General features: G+C 70.6%; 14 protein-coding genes. All 14 read right to left on the reverse strand.

The window, feature by feature from the left end:
* Positions 1-375: 375 nt before the first annotated feature.
* Complete coding sequence (locus G3I54_RS03910) at positions 376-1,527, reverse strand: DivIVA domain-containing protein (protein ID WP_164611122.1); 1,152 nt, start codon at positions 1,525-1,527, stop codon at positions 376-378.
* 49 nt (positions 1,528-1,576) lie between these two features.
* Positions 1,577-1,861 carry a YggT family protein gene (locus G3I54_RS03915; RefSeq protein WP_006123846.1) on the reverse strand — a complete coding sequence of 95 codons (285 nt, stop codon included), beginning with the start codon at positions 1,859-1,861 and terminating at the stop codon, positions 1,577-1,579.
* 90 nt (positions 1,862-1,951) lie between these two features.
* The gene (gene sepF / locus G3I54_RS03920; protein ID WP_030086685.1) at positions 1,952-2,593 is read right to left on the reverse strand and encodes a cell division protein SepF; all 642 of its coding nucleotides are present in this window, start codon (positions 2,591-2,593) and stop codon (positions 1,952-1,954) included.
* A 125-nt stretch (positions 2,594-2,718) separates the two neighbouring features.
* The gene (locus G3I54_RS03925; protein ID WP_164611124.1) at positions 2,719-3,438 is read right to left on the reverse strand and encodes a YggS family pyridoxal phosphate-dependent enzyme; all 720 of its coding nucleotides are present in this window, start codon (positions 3,436-3,438) and stop codon (positions 2,719-2,721) included.
* Positions 3,439-3,444: 6 nt separating this feature from the next.
* Positions 3,445-4,185, reverse strand: coding sequence for a peptidoglycan editing factor PgeF (gene pgeF, locus G3I54_RS03930; RefSeq protein WP_164611126.1), 741 nt, complete (start codon positions 4,183-4,185; stop codon positions 3,445-3,447).
* Positions 4,182-5,405: a cell division protein FtsZ gene (gene ftsZ, locus G3I54_RS03935; protein WP_164611128.1), complete on the reverse strand. Its 1,224-nt coding sequence runs from the start codon at positions 5,403-5,405 to the stop codon at positions 4,182-4,184. Before ftsZ ends, pgeF begins: the two co-directional genes overlap by 4 nt.
* 276 nt (positions 5,406-5,681) lie before the next feature.
* Positions 5,682-6,476: an FtsQ-type POTRA domain-containing protein gene (locus G3I54_RS03940; RefSeq protein ID WP_164611130.1), complete on the reverse strand. Its 795-nt coding sequence runs from the start codon at positions 6,474-6,476 to the stop codon at positions 5,682-5,684.
* A 62-nt stretch (positions 6,477-6,538) separates the two neighbouring features.
* A complete protein-coding gene (gene murG / locus G3I54_RS03945; RefSeq protein ID WP_007451369.1) occupies positions 6,539-7,627 on the reverse strand; it encodes an undecaprenyldiphospho-muramoylpentapeptide beta-N-acetylglucosaminyltransferase in 1,089 nt (362 codons plus the stop codon).
* 6 nt (positions 7,628-7,633) lie between these two features.
* On the reverse strand, positions 7,634-9,076 hold the full coding sequence (ftsW, locus tag G3I54_RS03950) for a putative lipid II flippase FtsW (protein ID WP_239144217.1): 1,443 nt from the start codon (positions 9,074-9,076) through the stop codon (positions 7,634-7,636).
* A 64-nt stretch (positions 9,077-9,140) separates the two neighbouring features.
* On the reverse strand, positions 9,141-10,583 hold the full coding sequence (murD, locus tag G3I54_RS03955) for a UDP-N-acetylmuramoyl-L-alanine--D-glutamate ligase (protein ID WP_203685487.1): 1,443 nt from the start codon (positions 10,581-10,583) through the stop codon (positions 9,141-9,143).
* Entirely contained in the window at positions 10,565-11,635 is a 1,071-nt protein-coding gene (mraY, locus tag G3I54_RS03960) for a phospho-N-acetylmuramoyl-pentapeptide-transferase (protein ID WP_137232675.1), read from the reverse strand. The genes murD and mraY overlap by 19 nt, the downstream gene beginning before the upstream one ends.
* Positions 11,632-13,053: a UDP-N-acetylmuramoyl-tripeptide--D-alanyl-D-alanine ligase gene (murF, locus tag G3I54_RS03965; protein WP_164611132.1), complete on the reverse strand. Its 1,422-nt coding sequence runs from the start codon at positions 13,051-13,053 to the stop codon at positions 11,632-11,634. Before murF ends, mraY begins: the two co-directional genes overlap by 4 nt.
* A 4-nt stretch (positions 13,054-13,057) precedes the next feature.
* Entirely contained in the window at positions 13,058-14,629 is a 1,572-nt protein-coding gene (locus tag G3I54_RS03970; protein WP_343240264.1) for a UDP-N-acetylmuramoyl-L-alanyl-D-glutamate--2,6-diaminopimelate ligase, read from the reverse strand.
* Between the two features lie 187 nt (positions 14,630-14,816).
* On the reverse strand, positions 14,817-16,760 hold a 1,944-nt coding region (locus G3I54_RS03975), incomplete at its 5' end, for a penicillin-binding protein 2 (RefSeq protein ID WP_275407909.1).

The following is a 16,760-nucleotide window of genomic DNA, read 5'->3' on the forward strand; positions in this document are numbered from 1 at the left end:
TCAATCGCCGGACGGGCTGGATATGCCCTCCGCCGCGCATGCAGACGACGCCCGGCAAAACCCAGCCCCTCCGGCGATTGAGGAGCGGGGTCCGGGGCGGAGCCCCGAAACTCAGCCCGTCCGGCGCTTGAGGACAAGAGGAGGCCCGGGCCGCAGCCCCGGAATCCAGCCCGTCCGGCGCTTGAGGACAAGAGGGGGCCCGGGGCAGCGCCCCGGTTTCGGGAAGGGGCGGGTAGGGGAACAGCTCGCCGCAGGCGCACCGCACCCACCCCGGCACCGCGGCCCCCGCCCACGGCAAAGGGCCGGGCCCCGGGGAAAACCCGGGGCCCGGCCCTTTGCCTGCCGACGGCTACGCGCTCAGCGAGCGCATACCGCTCAGTTGTCGTCCTCGTCGATCAGGAACCCACGCATCGGCGAAGGCGCCTGCTGCATCGGCTGCGGCGCCTGCGGCCGCACCGGCGCCATCGGCTGCGTCATCGCGGGCGACATCTGCTGCTGACCGCCGTAGGACGGCGCACCGCCCATGGACTGGCCGCCACCCATCTGCTGGCCGCCGTGGCCACCGTGGTTGGAGCCGCCCATGGAGTGACCCATCGCACCCGCACCGGCCGGAGCCAGCGAGGGGGACGGCGGCAGCGAAGCGGTCGCCGGAGTCCGCGGCGGGGCGAGCGAGTCGTCCGCCTGGGTCTCCAGCTGACGCAGCTGGCTCTCCAGGTAGGACTTCAGCCGCGTGCGGTACTCGCGCTCGAAGCCACGCAGGTCCTCGACCTTGCGCTCCAGCGTCGCGCGGGCCGACTCCAGCGAGCCCATCGCCACGCGGTGCTTCTCCTGCGCGTCCCGCTCCAGGGCGTCGGCCTTGGCGCGCGCGTCGCGCTCCAGGCCCTCGGCACGGCTGCGCGCCTCGCCGACGATCTTGTTGGCCTCGGAACGGGCCTCCGCGATCGCCTGGTCGGCGGTCTGCTGGGCGAGCGAGAGGACACGGGCGGCGCTGTCGCCACCGGGGCCCTGCCCCTGCTGCTGCATCTGCGGCGGCTGCATCTGCTGCATCTGCTGCTGCTGGGGGTGCTGACCCATGGGACCGCCCATCGGGCCACCCATGGGACCGCCCTGCATCGGGCCGGGGCCGTGCGGGCCCTGCGGACCGGGACCGTGGCCGCCCTGGGGGCCGTGGCCACTGGGACCTGCGGGCAGCTGCGGCGCGCCACCGGGCAGCTGGGGCGGACCCATCTGCGGGGGCTGCTGCTGCTGCGGCGGTCCGGATATGGCGGCGGGGACGGGCGCACCCGGGCGGTCCTGCTGCTCCGGAGGCTTGCGCATGCCCTGCTGCTGTTGCTGCTGCTGGTTCTGCGCGGCGGCACGCGTCGCGGCGGCCAGCTTGGCGCGCAGGTCCTCGTTCTCACGGAGCAGACGGGTCAGCTCCGATTCGACCTCGTCTAGAAAGGCATCGACCTCGTCCTCGTCATAGCCTTCTCGGAGGCGGACGGTCGTGAACTGCTTGTTCCGCACGTCCTCGGGGGTCAACGGCATCTCTTCTTCACCTCTACGTAGTCGTCGGCAGTCGGCAAGACCGTATCGCTCACAACCTGACCACAACGCTGATCAGGATGTAGACGATGATCATCAGAACGAAGAAGGACAGGTCGAGTGCCACGCCCCCGAGACGCAGCGGCGGGATGAATCGCCGCAGAAGCTTGAGCGGTGGATCGGTGACAGTGTAGGTGGCCTCAAGTACGACCACCATCGCCTTGCCGGGTTGCCATGAACGTGCGAACTGGAAGACATAGTCCATGACCAGCCGGAAGATCAGCACGATGAGGAAACACATCAGCGCGATATAGACCACATCCAGTGCGACGCCCATGTCCCGCGCTTCCCTCTCCCCTGGCTCTCGTAGCTCCGGCCTCGCGGCCGGCACCGGCCTCTCGGCCGGGTTGTTCCCGGTGTCGTGTTCTCAGCTCTGGTTGAAGAATCCGCCCTCTGCGATGCGGGCCTTGTCCTCCGCCGTGACATCGACGTTAGCAGGCGACAACAGGAACACCTTCTGCGTCACGCGTTCAATGCTGCCATGGAGACCGAAGACGAGTCCCGCGGCAAAGTCGACAAGTCGCTTCGCGTCCGTATCGTCCATCTCCGTGAGATTCATGATCACCGGAGTGCCCTCACGGAAGTGTTCCCCGATGGTACGGGCCTCGTTGTAGGTCCTGGGGTGCAGCGTGGTGATGCGGTACGGCTCCCGCTCGGACACGACCTTGGGCATGATCACCGGTGCGTTCTTCTCCATGTTCGGGCGTTCAGGTGTGATGGATGCCACGGGGGCGATTCGGGCGGGTCGCCCGCTTTCCGCGGGGAGCTGAACCGGCTCGCGCTGGGCGGGTGGTTGCACCACTCGTACCGGTTCGTCCCTTTCGCGCTCCCGCTCGCGATCCCGCTCACGTTCGCGCTCCACCTGGTGCGGGGGCTGATGCCGCCGCCGGTCGCGCTCGGGCTCCGGCTCAGGTTCGAATTCGTCATCGGGGTCGAACCCCGGACCGTCGTACCCATCGTCCTCCACGAGGCCGAGGTAGACCGCCATCTTGCGCATCGCGCCGGCCATGCTCCGAGTCCTCCGCTCTGTGGTGGATCGGCATTCGTCACCAAGTGCCCGCGATCCACTGTGGTCTGTCCGCTGTGAGCGGTAATGACCATATTTTCTGCTGTGGTCCGACTTGCTTCGCGACGTTACCCGAGCCGGGGTCGGACTCCGAGTACCGCCGTACCGACGCGTACATGTGTCGCTCCGGCCGCCACCGCGTCCTCCAGGTCCCCGCTCATACCTGCGGAGACCATGTTCGCAGCCGGATGACCGGCGCGCAGGCGGGATGAGATTTCCATCAGCCGGTCGAACGCGGCCCGTTGCCGGCCGGCGTACTCCCCGGCCAGCGGCGCCACGGTCATCAGACCGTCGAGCCGGAGCCCGGGAGCCGCGCCGATCGCCGCCGCCAACTCCTCGACCCCGTCCGGCGCGACGCCGCCGCGCTCACTGCGCTCGCCGCTCTCCGCGTCCAGGGCGACCTGGATCAGACAGCCGAGTTCGCGCTCCCCGCGCACCGCGGCGGCGGAGAGGGCGGTGACCAGCTTGGCGCGGTCCACCGACTGCACGACATCGGCATAACTGGTCACAGAACGAACCTTGTTCGTCTGCAATTGTCCGACAAAGTGCCATGTCAGCGAAAGATCCGCACAAGCGGTGGCTTTGGGGGCCGCGTCCTGGTCACGATTCTCCGCGACATGGCGCACACCGAGTTCATGCAGGATCCGCACATCGCTCGCGGGATAGGTCTTGGTGACCACGATCAGGGTCACTTCCTCGCGCTTGCGACCGGCGGCGGCGCAGGAAGAGGCAATCCTTTCCTCCACCTGTGCCAGATTCGCGGCGAGTTGAGCCTTACGATCCGTCATGCCCTATCAGTCCAACCAGACATATCCGGCGAGCCGCCCGGTGGTGCGGTCGCGGCGGTACGAGAAGTGGTCGCCCGATTCCAGGGTGCAGTACGGCGAGGAGTGCCGGTCCGTCACCCCGAGGGCGGCGAGCTGGGCGTGGACTCCGCCGGTGACATCCACCGCCGGCGTTCCCCAGCTGGTCTCGGACCAGGTGCCGGGGACGGCCTCGGCGACCTCGGCCCGCATCGCGTCGGGCACTTCGTAGCACCGTCCGCAGACGGCCGGTCCGGTGTGCGCGGTGATCCGGGAGGGTCGTGCGCCGAGCGCGACCATCGCCTCGACCGCCGCCGGCACGACTCCGGCGACCAGGCCCGGCCGCCCGGCGTGCGCCGCTCCGACGACTCCGGCGACCGGGTCGGCGAGCAGCACGGGGGTGCAGTCGGCGGTGAGGACCGCGAGCGGCAGCCCGCGCCGGGCGGTCACCACCGCGTCCACGGCCGGGATCTCCGCGTCCGCGCCCCAGGGCCCGTCCACCACCGCGACGTCCCGGCCGTGCACCTGGTTCATCCAGACGACGCGGGCCGGGTCGATGCCGAGGTCGCGGGCCGCGCGCTCGCGGTTCGCGCCGACGGCGGCGGGGTCGTCACCGACCGCGCCGCCGAGGTTGAGTTCACCGTACGGAGCGGCGCTCACCCCGCCCCACCGATCGGTGAAGGCGAAATGAGCGCTGCCCGTGACGGGTGCCGCCCGATGCTGACCTATCACTTCAAGAAGTCCGGTACGTCCAGCTCTTCGGCCTGGGCGTCCTGGTAGGGACGGGCCGGCGGGACGTGCGGCGGAGAGACCTGCGGCAGCGCGCTCTCGCTCGAAGCCGACGCGGGGGCGGGCTCGGCCGGGGCCGGGCTCTCCTCGCGCGGAGGTACGGAACCGAGTCCGCCCGTCGGACGTGCGGACTCGACGGAGGACCTGGCCGGGGCGGCCGGCTCCTCGCGCTTGTTGCTGTTGGCGCCGAGGACGTTCTCCCGGCGGGCCGGCGGCTGTCCGCCGTCGAAGCCCGCGGCGATCACGGTGACCCGTACCTCGTCGCCCAGGGCGTCGTCGATGACGGCGCCGAAGATGATGTTGGCCTCGGGGTGTGCCGCCTCGCTCACCAGCTGGGCGGCCTCGTTGATCTCGAAGAGACCGAGGTCGCTGCCGCCGGAGATGGAGAGCAGGACACCGCGGGCGCCGTCGATGGAGGCTTCCAGGAGGGGCGAGGAGATCGCCATCTCCGCGGCCGCCACCGCGCGGTCGTCGCCGCGCGCCGAGCCGATGCCCATGAGCGCCGATCCGGCCTCGGACATGACCGACTTGACGTCGGCGAAGTCGAGGTTGATCAGACCCGGGGTGGTGATGAGGTCGGTGATGCCCTGGACACCCGAGAGCAGCACCTGGTCGGCCGACTTGAACGCGTCGAGCACGCTGACCTGGCGGTCCGAGATGGACAGCAGGCGGTCGTTGGGAATGACGATGAGGGTGTCGACCTCTTCGCGGAGTTCGGCGATGCCGTCCTCCGCCTGGTTCGCGCGTCGCCGGCCCTCGAAGGTGAACGGGCGGGTGACCACGCCGATCGTCAGGGCGCCGAGCGAGCGCGCGATGTTGGCGACGACGGGTGCGCCGCCGGTGCCGGTGCCGCCGCCCTCTCCGGCGGTGACGAAGACCATGTCGGCCCCCTTGAGGACCTCCTCGATCTCCTCACGGTGGTCCTCTGCCGCCTTACGACCGACGGCCGGGTTCGCCCCGGCGCCGAGGCCCCGGGTGAGTTCGCGGCCGACGTCGAGCTTGACGTCGGCGTCGCTCATCAACAGGGCTTGTGCATCCGTGTTGATCGCGATGAACTCGACGCCCTTGAGACCGACCTCGATCATTCGGTTGATGGCATTGACACCACCGCCGCCGACACCGATGACCTTGATGACTGCGAGGTAGTTCTGCGGTGCTGCCACGTCGAAGGCCTCTCGCCTCGAGTTACGTGTCGTCGCTCTGCGGTGGCCCCGCGGCGACGACTGATGTCGATGGGGACGGTCCGAACGCCGACCCAAACCCTAACGTTGAAGTTTAGGGTTACCAGTGTGTCTGCTTCCTGGACTCTTCCGAACAGGACACTAAGTCGACAAGTGGCGCACGTTCAACGAACACGCCGAACCTCCCGTTTTTCTTTTCACCCTATGTGATCACCCGTAGCGCTGACCAACCAGGGTGCTGGCCAGCACAAATACCCGTCAACTCGCCGATACCGCCGGGGCGGTGGGAGCGCTTACGTCGAAGTGTCCCGCTTTGGGGGCGGCTTTCATGAGCGCGCCGAGCACACGTGCCTTCACCGGCCCGTCCTCGCCGCTCCCCCAGGTCACCACACGATCCCGGGTGAGCAGCAAGGAGATCGCGTCGTACGAGGTGACCCGGACGGCCTCGGTGTCCCGGGCGACGCCCGCCGGAAGGTCGCCGGCCACCCGGACCGCTTCCCGCAACAGACGGTCACCGCCGAAACGGCGAAGGCTCGCGGACGGTTCGGGAGTCAGCTCCAGCAGGGGCACGCCCTTCGGCGCCTTGTCCACGGTGGCGAAGCGCACGCCCTCGGCATCCACTTCCACGAACTTGCCGTCCTTCTCGACGAGCAGGACCGGCTTCCGTTCGGTCACCTTAAGGCCGATTCCGTGCGGCCAGGACCGAACGACATCAACTGTGTCGATACGAGGCAACTTCTGGCGCAACCGGCGCTCCATGGCGTCGGTGTCCACGGAGACCAGCGGGGCGCCGATCGGAGTGGCGGCAACCGCTTCCACTTCTTCGCGGGTCAGGACCTCGACGCCGCTCGTGGTGACCTTCTCGACGCGGAGCCAGGAGGAGCCGTAGAGCACCCAGACCACGAACGCGGCGAGCAGGGCGGCCGCGACGCCGATGAGGATCAGCAGCAGACGGCGGCTGATCCGGGGCCCCTCGGGGCCGATGTGCGGCGGGCGGGCGGAGGTGTCCGCCCGCCCGGGTGCGCCGCGCTGGGCGGTCGTCGGTCCGGCCACGCTCGCTCCTTCGCCGGACCCGGGACGCCCGCCCCGGGTCCGCACCGCATCGCGCCGTACGCCTAGCGGCGTGCGGCGATCGCTTCGTACACCATGCCGACGAGCAGGTCGTCGGCGTCGCGCCGGCCGAACTCGGCCGCGGCGCGGGACATTTCGTACAGCCGGTGGGGGTCCGACAGTACCGGCAGGACGTTGCCCTGCACCCATTCCGGGGTGAGCGCCGCGTCGTCCACCAGCAGGCCGCCGCCGGCGTTGACCACCGGCTGGGCGTTGAGCCGCTGTTCGCCGTTGCCGATGGGCAGCGGGACGTAGGCGGCGGGGAGCCCAACAGCGGAGAGTTCGGCGACGGTCATCGCGCCGGCGCGGCAGAGCATCATGTCGGCCGCGGCGTACGCGAGGTCCATCCGGTCCACGTACGGTACCGGGATGTAGGGCGGCATTCCGGGCATGTTGTCGATCCGCGGCAATTCGTTCTTCGGGCCGACCACATGGAGGATCTGGATCCCGGAGCGCTGGAGCAGCGGCGCGACCCGCTGGACGACCTCGTTGAGGTGGCGCGCGCCCTGCGAGCCGCCGGAGACCAGCAGCGTGGGCAGGTTGGGGTCGAGGCCGAAGGAGGCGCGGGCCTCCGGGCGGACCCGGGCGCGGTCCAGGGTGGCGATGGTGCGGCGCAGCGGGATGCCGATGTAGCGGGCGCCGCGCAGCTTGCTGTCCGGGGTGGAGACGGCGACCCCGTGGGCGTACCGCGAACCGATCTTGTTGGCCAGGCCCGGGCGGGCGTTGGCCTCGTGGACCACGATCGGCACACCGGCCCGCTTGGCGGCCAGATAGCCGGGCAGCGCGACGTAGCCGCCGAAGCCGACCACGCAGTCCGCCTTGGTGCGCTCCAGGATCTGCTCGGCCGCCTTGATGGTGCCGCGCAGCCGGCCCGGGACGGTGATCAGTTCGGGCGTGGGCTTACGGGGCAGCGGGACGGCGGGGATGAGCGCCAGCTCGTACCCCCGCTCGGGCACGAGCCTGGTCTCCAGTCCGCGTTCCGTGCCGAGGGCAGTGATTCCCACGGTCGGGTCCTGCCTGCGCAGGGCGTCTGCGAGGGCAAGCGCGGGCTCGATGTGTCCGGCGGTCCCCCCGCCGGCGAGTACGACATGCACCGAAATTCACCGCTCTCCGGACGAACGCTTCTTGACGCGCCGTCTCATCGTCTTCCATCTCACCCCGGGCTTCCGCATGGCCAGGGCCGCCTTCGCGGCGGGGTCCTCCCGTGCGAAGGCGATCATCAGCCCGACCGCGAACATCGTCGGCAGCAGGGCCGACCCCCCGTAGGAGAACAGCGGGAGCGGAACCCCGGCGATCGGCAACAGGCCGAGCACCGCACCGATGTTGATCACGGCCTGGGCCGTGATCCACGTGGTCACGCCTCCCGCGGCATACCTCACGAAGGGGTCCTCCGTGCGTCCGGCCACGCGGATACCCGCATAGCCTAGAGCCGCGAACAGGGCGAGCACGGACAGCGTCCCCGCCAGACCCAGTTCCTCACCGGTGATCGCGAAGATGAAGTCGGTGTGGGGTTCCGGGAGTTGACCCCATTTTTCCACACTCGCACCCAGCCCGGAACCGAACCATCCGCCGGACGCCAGAGCATAGATTCCGTGTGCGGCCTGCCAGCAGCCGCCCTCCGGATCGGGTTCGCTCACGCCCATGCAGGCGAGCCGGGACATCCGGTTGGGGCTGGTCCTGATCAGCAGGAACGCGAGGACGGCGGCGAAGCCGAGGACTCCGGCGAAGAGCCGGGTGGGGGCGCCGGCCAGCCAGAGCAGACCGAACAGGATCGCCGTGAGAATGATCGCGGTTCCCATGTCGCCGCCGAGCATGATCAGTCCGAGCAGCATGAAGGCGACCGGGACGAGCGGCACGAGCATGTGCTTCCACTGCGTCAGCAACCGCTTGTCCTGCTTGCGGGCCAACAGGTCGGCGCCCCACAGGATGAGGGCCAGCTTGCCGAACTCGCTGGGCTGGAGCTGGAACGGGCCGCCCAGGTAGAGCCAGTTCTGGTTGCCGTTGACCGACATCCCTATGCCCGGCACCTGGACCAGGATCATCAGGAAGACGGTGACCATCAGTATCGGGTAGGCCAGCGCCCGGTGGAGCTTCACGGGCATCCGGGCGGCGATCAGCATCAGCCCGCCGCCGATGACGGCGGCGAGGAACTGCTTGCCGAAGAAGTACGTCGCGGGCTTGCTGATGTCCAGCGCCTTGATCATCGAGGCGGAGTAGACCATCACCAGGCCCAGCACGGTGATCAGGAGGCTGGAGCCGAGGATCACGTAGTAGGCGGTCAGCGGCCGGTCCCAGGCCCGCCGTGCCCGCTCGTAGGTCCGGCGCGGCCCGCCGCCGCGCCCCGAGCGCGGGGTGCGGGGGCCCGATCCGCCGCGTCCGGAGCCGCGCGGTGTCTCGGGGCGCCGGGCGCCGGTGGCGAGGCGTCCGCGCAGGGCGAGTCCGGCGGGCAGCGGTACGCCGGAGGGTGCGGGCGCCGCGAGGGGGCGGGGTACCGAGGCCCGTGCGCGGTCCCGCCGTACGGCGAATCTCTCGTCGGCCGGCATTGTCGCTGTCCCCTCCACTGCTCGTGCCCGGGGCCGGTGACCCCGGGCGCGGAGGCCCGGTCGGTCAGGCGCTCTCGTCGGCGCGTGCGCGGACCGCGTCCGCGAACGCCTCGCCCCGCTTGTTGTAGTTGGTGAACATGTCCATCGAGGCACAGGCCGGGGCCAGCAGTACCGTATCGCCCGGCCGGGCGAGCGCGGCCGCCTGCGCGACCGCTTCGGACATCGCCCCAGTGTCGGTCCGGTCGAGGTCGACCACCGGGACTTCGGGGGCGTGTCGCGTCAGGGCTTCGTGGATCAGCGCCCGGTCGGCGCCCATCAGTACGACGCCGCGCAGCCGCTTCGCCGCGCCGATGACCAGCTCGTCGAAGGTGGCGCCCTTGGCCAGTCCGCCGGCGATCCAGACGATGGAGTCGTAGGCGGCGAGCGAGGCCTCGGTGGCGTGGGTGTTGGTGGCCTTGGAGTCGTCCACGTAGGCGACTTCGCCGATGTCCGCGACGTGTTCGATGCGGTGGGCGTCCGGCCGGAAGGCGCGCAGTCCGTCGCGTACGGCGGCCGGCTCCACGCCGAAGGCGCGGGCGAGGGCGGCGGCAGCGAGGGCGTTGGCGATGTTGTGCGGGGCCGGCGGGGTGACGTCGGTGACCTCGGCCAGCTCCTGGGCCTGCTTCTGGCGGTTGGCGACGAACGCCCGGTCGACGAGGATGCCGTCGACCACGCCGAGCTGCGAGGGGCCGGGGGCGCCGAGGGTGAAGCCGATGGCCCGGCAGCCCTCCTCGACGTCGGCTTCACGGACCAGGTCCTCGGTGGCCGGGTCGGCGACGTTGTAGACGCAGGCGACCGTGTTGCCCTCGTAGACGCGGCCCTTGTCGGCGGCGTACGCCTCCATCGAGCCGTGCCAGTCGAGGTGGTCCGGCGCCAGGTTGAGCACGGCGGCGGAGTGGGCGCGCAGCGAGGGCGCCCAGTGCAGCTGGTAGCTGGAGAGTTCGACGGCGAGGACGTCGTACTCTCTCTCGCCGAGGACCGCGTCCAGCAGCGATACGCCGATGTTGCCGACGGCCGCGGTGCGCAGGCCCGCCGCCTCCAGGATGGAGGCCAGCATGCGCACGGTGGTCGTCTTGCCGTTGGTGCCGGTGACGGCGAGCCAGGGCGCGGCCTTGCGGCCGTTGTCGCCGCGCAGTCGCCAGGCCAGTTCGACGTCGCCCCAGACCGGGACGCCCGCCTCGGCGGCAGCCAGGAAGAGCGGCTTGTCCGGCTGCCAGCCGGGGGCGGTGACGACGAGTTCCGTGGACGGCGGCAGGGTGGCGCCGTCGCCGAGGCGCACGGTGATGCCGAGCGCCTCCAGTTCGGCCGCCTGCGCGCGGGCGCGTGCGTCGTCGCCGTCGTTGACGACGGTGACGAGCGCGCCGCGCTCGTGCAGGGCGCGGGCGGCGGGAATGCCGCTGACGCCGAGCCCGGCGACGGTGACGTGCTTGCCCTGCCAGTCCACGGTGCTCACTTCTTGGCTGCCCATCCCGCGTAGAAGAGGCCGAGGCCGACGATCACGCACATGCCCTGGATGATCCAGAAGCGGACCACGACAAGGACTTCGGACCACCCCTTGAGTTCGAAGTGGTGCTGGAGCGGCGCCATCCGGAAGACCCGCTTGCCGGTCATCTTGAACGAACCGACCTGGATGACCACCGACATGGTGATCATCACGAAGAGGCCGCCGAGGATGGCGAGCAGGAACTCGGTGCGGGACAGGATCGCGAGGCCCGCGAGGGCGCCGCCGAGGGCGAGCGAGCCGGTGTCGCCCATGAAGATCTTGGCGGGCGAGGTGTTCCACCACAGGAAGCCGAAGCAGGCGCCCATCAGCGCGGCGGCGACGACGGCGAGGTCGAGCGGGTCGCGTACCTCGAAACAGGCGCTCGGGTTGGTCAGGTTGTCCGCGTTGGCGCAGGACTCCTGGAACTGCCAGAGGCCGATGAAGGTGTAGGCGCCGAAGACCATCACCGAGGCGCCGGTGGCCAGTCCGTCGAGGCCGTCGGTGAGGTTCACGCCGTTGGACATGGCGAGGATCATGAACAGCGCCCAGACGCAGAACAGCACCGGGCCGATCGACCAGCCGAAGTCCTCGACGAACGAGAGCCGGGTGGAGGCGGGGGTGTATTCCATGGAGTTGGGGAACTGGAGCGAGAGCACCGCGAAGGCGATGCCGACGATCAGCTGTCCGGCCATCTTCGCCTTGGCCCGCAGACCGAGCGAACGCTGCTTGACGATCTTGATGTAGTCGTCGAGGAAGCCGACGAGGCCCATGCCCGCCATGAGGAACAGCACGAGGAGACCGGAGTAGCGGATGTCCTCGCCCGTGATGACCTTCGCGAGGAGGTACGCGACGATGGTCGCCAGGATGAAGGCGATGCCGCCCATCGTGGGCGTGCCCTTCTTGCTGCCGTGCGTGCGCGGGCCGTCGTCCCGGATGAACTGCCCGTAGCCCTTGCGGGCCAGCAGCTTGATCAGCAGCGGAGTACCGACCAGGGTCAGAAAGAGCCCGATGGCCCCCGCGAAGAGGATCTGCCTCATCGGCCGGCGACCTCGCCCTCGGTCGAGTTCTCCAGCAGTGCCAGGGCGACCTTCTCCAGGCCGACCGACCGGGACGCCTTCACCAGCACGACGTCTCCCGGGCGCAGTTCACTGCGCAACAGGTCGACGGCCGCCTGTGCGTCGGACACGTGCACCGACTCCTCACCCCACGAACCCTCGTTATATGCGCCCAGTTGCAGCCAGGAGGCTTCTCTCCCCCCGACAGCGACGAGCTTGCTGACGTTGAGCCGGACGGCGAGCCGTCCGACCGCGTCGTGCTCGGCGAGCGACGCGTCACCGAGCTCGGCCATCTGACCGAGCACCGCCCAGGTGCGCCCCCCGTCGGCCCCTCGGGCCTGACCCATGGCAGCCAGCGCACGCAGTGCGGCTCTCATGGATTCGGGGTTCGCGTTGTAGGCGTCGTTGACGACCGTCACACCGTCCGGACGCTCGGTGACCTCCATGCGCCAGCGGGAGAGGGTGCCCGCCTCCGAGAGCGCCTCGGCGATCTCGGTCACGGACATGCCCAACTCATGGGCGACGGCGGCCGCGGCGAGCGCGTTCGACACGTGGTGCTCACCGTACAGGCGCATGGTCACGTCGCTGCACCCGGTGGGTGTGTGGAGCTCGAACGCGGGCCGCCCGTCGGCGGTCATCCTGACCTTCTCGCCCCGTACGTCCGCTTCCGGGGCTTCTCCGAAGAGCAGGACGCGGGCCCTGGTGCGCGAGGCCATGGCGCGGACGAGCGGGTCGTCCGCGTTGAGCACGGCGCAGCCGTCCTCGGGCAGGACCTCGACCAGCTCGCCCTTGGCCTGGGCGATGGCCTCCCGGCTGCCGAACTCGCCGAGGTGGGCGGAGCCGACGTTCAGGACGAGGCCGATGCGGGGCGGGGTGAGGTCGGCCAGGTAGTGGATGTGGCCGATGCCGCGGGCGCCCATCTCCAGGACCAGGTGCTCGGTCTCGGCGGTGGCCGTCAGCGCCGTGATGGGCAGGCCGATCTCGTTGTTGAGGGAGCCGGGCGTCCAGACGGTGGGGCCCTTGCGCTGGAGGAGCTGCGCGATCAGGTCCTTGGTGGACGTCTTGCCGGCGGATCCGGTGAGGCCGACGACGGTGGTGCCGAGGCGTTCCACCACGGCGCGGGCGAGGGCTCCGAGCGCGCCGACGACGTCGTCCACGACGATCGCCGGGACGCCGACGGGACGGGCCGCCAGTACGGCTGCCGCGCCCGCCTCGACGGCGCGCTGGGCGTAGTCGTGGCCGTCGACCCGTTCGCCGGCGAACGCGGCGAACAGGCTGCCGGACACGACCTCGCGGGAGTCGATGACGACGGGTCCGGTCACGGTGACTGCCGGATCGGGTATGTCGTACGACTGCCCGCCGACGATTTCGGCGATCTCGGCGAGGGAAAGGGTGATCACTTGGTCATCCCTGACTGTTGTTCTCGTGGTGAGGGGCACGGTCCGCGGCGCCGGGGCGCGTCAGGGACCGCTCGATGGCTGCGTGCAGGACCTTGCGGTCGTCGAAGGGGCGTACCACCCCGTGGATGTCCTGGCCCTGTTCGTGCCCCTTGCCGGCGACGAGGACGGTGTCGCCCGGTTCGGCGCGGGCGACGGCGGCGGCGATGGCCGAGGCGCGGTCGGCGTCGACCAGCACGTCACCGCGCTCGTGGACGGGCACTTCGGCGGCGCCGGAGAGCATCGCGGCGAGGATCGCGAGGGGGTCCTCGGAGCGGGGGTTGTCGGAGGTCAGTACGGCGGTGTCGGCGAGCCGGGCCGCGGCGGCGCCCATCGGGCCGCGTTTGGTGGTGTCGCGGTCGCCGCCGCAGCCGAGGACGATGTGCACCTGGCCCTCGGTGACCTTGCGCAGGGAGCGCAGTACGGACTCGACGGCGTCGGTCTTGTGCGCGTAGTCGACGACGGCGAGGTAGGGCTGTCCGGCGTCCACCCGCTCCAGCCGGCCCGGGACTCCGGGGACGGCGGCGACGCCGTCGGCGGCGATCTGCGGGTCGACGCCGGCGACGGCCAGCGTGACGATCGCGGCGAGGGTGTTGGCGACGTTGAACGGGCCGGGCAGCGGGGCGCGGGCGGTGATCCGCTCGCCCTTGGGGCCGACGGCGGTGAAGGTGCTGTCCTGCGGTCCGACCTCGACGTCCTCGGCGTGCCAGTCGGCGTCCGGGTGGCCCTCGGCGGAGAAGCTGGTGACCGGCACCCCGGACTCGGTGATGAGCCTGCGGCCGTACTCGTCGTCGAAGTTCACGACGCCGCGGTGGCTGCGCTCGGGGGTGAACAGCCGGGCCTTGGCCTGGAAGTAGTCCTCCATGCCGGAGTGGAACTCCATGTGCTCCGGGCTGAGGTTGTTGAAGACGGCGACGTCGAAGACGCAGCCGTCGACCCGGCCGAGCACCAGGGCGTGGCTGGAGACCTCCATCGCGACGGCCTCGACGCCGCGTTCGCGCATGACGGCGAACAGGGCCTGGAGGTCGGTGGCTTCGGGGGTGGTGCGCTCGGACTTGATGCGCTCGTCGCCGATCCGCATCTCGACGGTGCCGATCAGCCCGGTGGGCCGTCCGGCGGCGCGCAGTCCGCCCTCGACGAGGTAGGCGGTGGTGGTCTTGCCGGAGGTTCCGGTGATGCCGATCTGGAGGAGGCCGATGCCGGGCCGCCCGTAGATGTCGGCGGCCAGCTCGCCCATCACGGCGCGCGGGTTCCCGGTGACCAGGACCGGCAGACCGGTGGCGGCGGCGCGTTCGGCGCCGGCGGGGTCGGTGAGTACGGCGGCGGCGCCGAGGCCGGCGGCCTGGGCCGCGAAGTCGGCGCCGTGGAGGCGGGCGCCGGGCAGGGCCGCGTACACGTCACCGGGGCGCACGGCCCGCGAGTCGTGCGTGATGCCGGTGATCTCACCGGACCCGGTCACTTCGACGCCGAGCCGGTCGGCCAGCTCGCCGAGAGGGGTGGGCCGGAGCCGGTCCGGTCGGGGCGCTCCCGGGTAGGTCACAGGCGCGTCCTTCTGAGAGGTTTGGGACTGATCAGCGTGGGGCACGGCGGTGAGCGTACCGGGCCGGTGCGGGCTCTCGCGAAGCGAGTCACCCGGGTTCCGGCGGTTCTCGTTCCGGTTCCCGGGATCGGGGGTGATGGTTGTCACTGAGGGTTCCCTTGGAGGAGATGCTCGCGCATCCCCGTGTTCACTCGCCGGGCTTGAAGGACACCGGCAGCCGGGGCGGCTCGCTGCCGGACGGTGGGGTCTGGAGCGTCTTGAGCGCGAACTCCATGACCTGCTTGTAGATCGGGCCGCAGATCTGGCCGCCGAAGTAGCTGCCCTTGGTGGGGTTCTGGATCGCGCAGTAGACGGTGACCTGCGGATTGTCGGCGGGCGCGAAGCCCGCGAAGGAGGCGGTGTAGCCCTTGTAGACGCCGCGGGCGGGGTCGACCCGGTTGGCGGTGCCGGTCTTGCCCGCGACCCGGTAGCCGGGGATGGCGGCCTTGGTGCCGGTGCCTTCGCGGTCGTCGACGACGGACTCCAGCATCGTCGCCAGGGTCTTGGCGGTCTTCTCGCTGACCACCCGGTTCTCCTCGGCGGGCTCGGCGGCGGAGAAGCGCCCGTCGGAGCCCTTGGTGCCGCGGACGAGGGTGGGGGCGATCCGTACGCCTCCGTTGGCGATGGTCGAGTAGACCGAGGCGGCCTGGACGGCGTTGAGCGAGAGGCCCTGGCCGAAGGGGATCGTGTACTGCTGCGAGGTCGACCAGTCCTTCGGGTGGGCCAGCAGACCGGGCGACTCCCCGGGGTAGCCGAGCCCGGTCTTCTTGCCGAGGCCGAACTTGCGCAGGTAGTCGTAGAGGACCTGGTTGGACTCCGCCTGGGTCTTGCCGAGCTGACCGGTCGCCAGGATGGTGCCGATGTTGCTGGACTTGGCGAGGACCCCGTTGAGCGTGAGGTACCAGGTGGGGTGGTCGACGTCGTCCTTGAAGAGCCGGTCGCCGCGGTGCAGCCGGTTGGGGACGGTGACGTGGGTGCCGGGCGTGGCGGCCTTCTCCTCCAGTACGGCGGCCATCGACATGACCTTGCTGGTGGAGCCGGGCTCGTACACGTCCTGGAGGGCCGCGTTGCCGAGGGACGCCGAGGTGGCCTGGGAGAGGTCGTTGGGGTCGTAGCCGGGGGCGTTGGCCATGGCCAGCAGTTCGCCGGTCCTGGTGTTCTGCACGATGACGTAGCCGCGGTCGGCCTTGGACTTGGCGACCTGGTCGCTGATGGCCTTCTGGGCGGCCCACTGGATGTCCCGGTCGATGGTCAGCTCGACGTCGGAGCCGGGGACGGCCGGGATCTCGCTGCTGCCCGCGGTGGGGACGCGGCGGCCGCCGGCCTGGGCGTAGCGGATCTTGCCGTCCTCGCCCGCGAGTTCCTTGTTCAGCTGCGATTCGAGGCCGCCGCCGCCCTTGCCGTCGTCGCTGACGAATCCCAGTATCCCGGCCGCGAGATCCCCGTTGGGGTAGACGCGCTTGGTGGTGGGCTCCTGGAGGACACCGGCCAGGACGTTGGCTCCCGGGCCGCCCTTGAGCTTGTCCTCGGAGGCCTTCTCGGCGAACACGGACTTGAGGTCCTTGATCTGCTTCCAGACCTGGGGCGTCTGCCGGTAGGCGAGGACGGTGTAGCGCGACTTGGGCGTCGAGAGCTTCTTGACGAGCTCGTCGACGTCCTTGCCGAGGATCGGGGCGAGCAGGGCGGCGGCCTGCTGGGGCGCGTCGGGGGCCTTGCTGTCCTCGGGCGTGAACATCTTCGGGTCGGCGGTGATGTTGTGCGCGTCCACGCTGGTGGCGAGCGCGACGCCCTTGCGGTCGGTGATCTCGCCGCGCTCGGCGGCGACCGTGTACTCCAGGTAGCGGTTCTTCTCGGCCTTGGCCGCGTACGCGCTGGCGTCGACGGCCTGGACCTGGAGCAGCCGGGCCACGAAGGCCAGCATGACCAGCGTCAGCCCGAGGCTGACGAGCCGCAGCCGGGGGCGCGGGCTGCCCAGGCGGAGGGAGCGCGGGGCGCCTCCGCGCGCGGTGGTGCGCCCTGAGGCGGGGCGGGGGCGGCGGGCCGGTGGGCGTGCGCCGGAGCGGCCGGAGCCCTGTCCTCCGTTACGGGGGCG

The organism is Streptomyces sp. SID14515 (genome assembly GCF_010548505.1).
In the GTDB taxonomy this organism is placed as follows: Bacteria; Actinomycetota; Actinomycetes; order Streptomycetales; family Streptomycetaceae; genus Streptomyces; species Streptomyces caviscabies.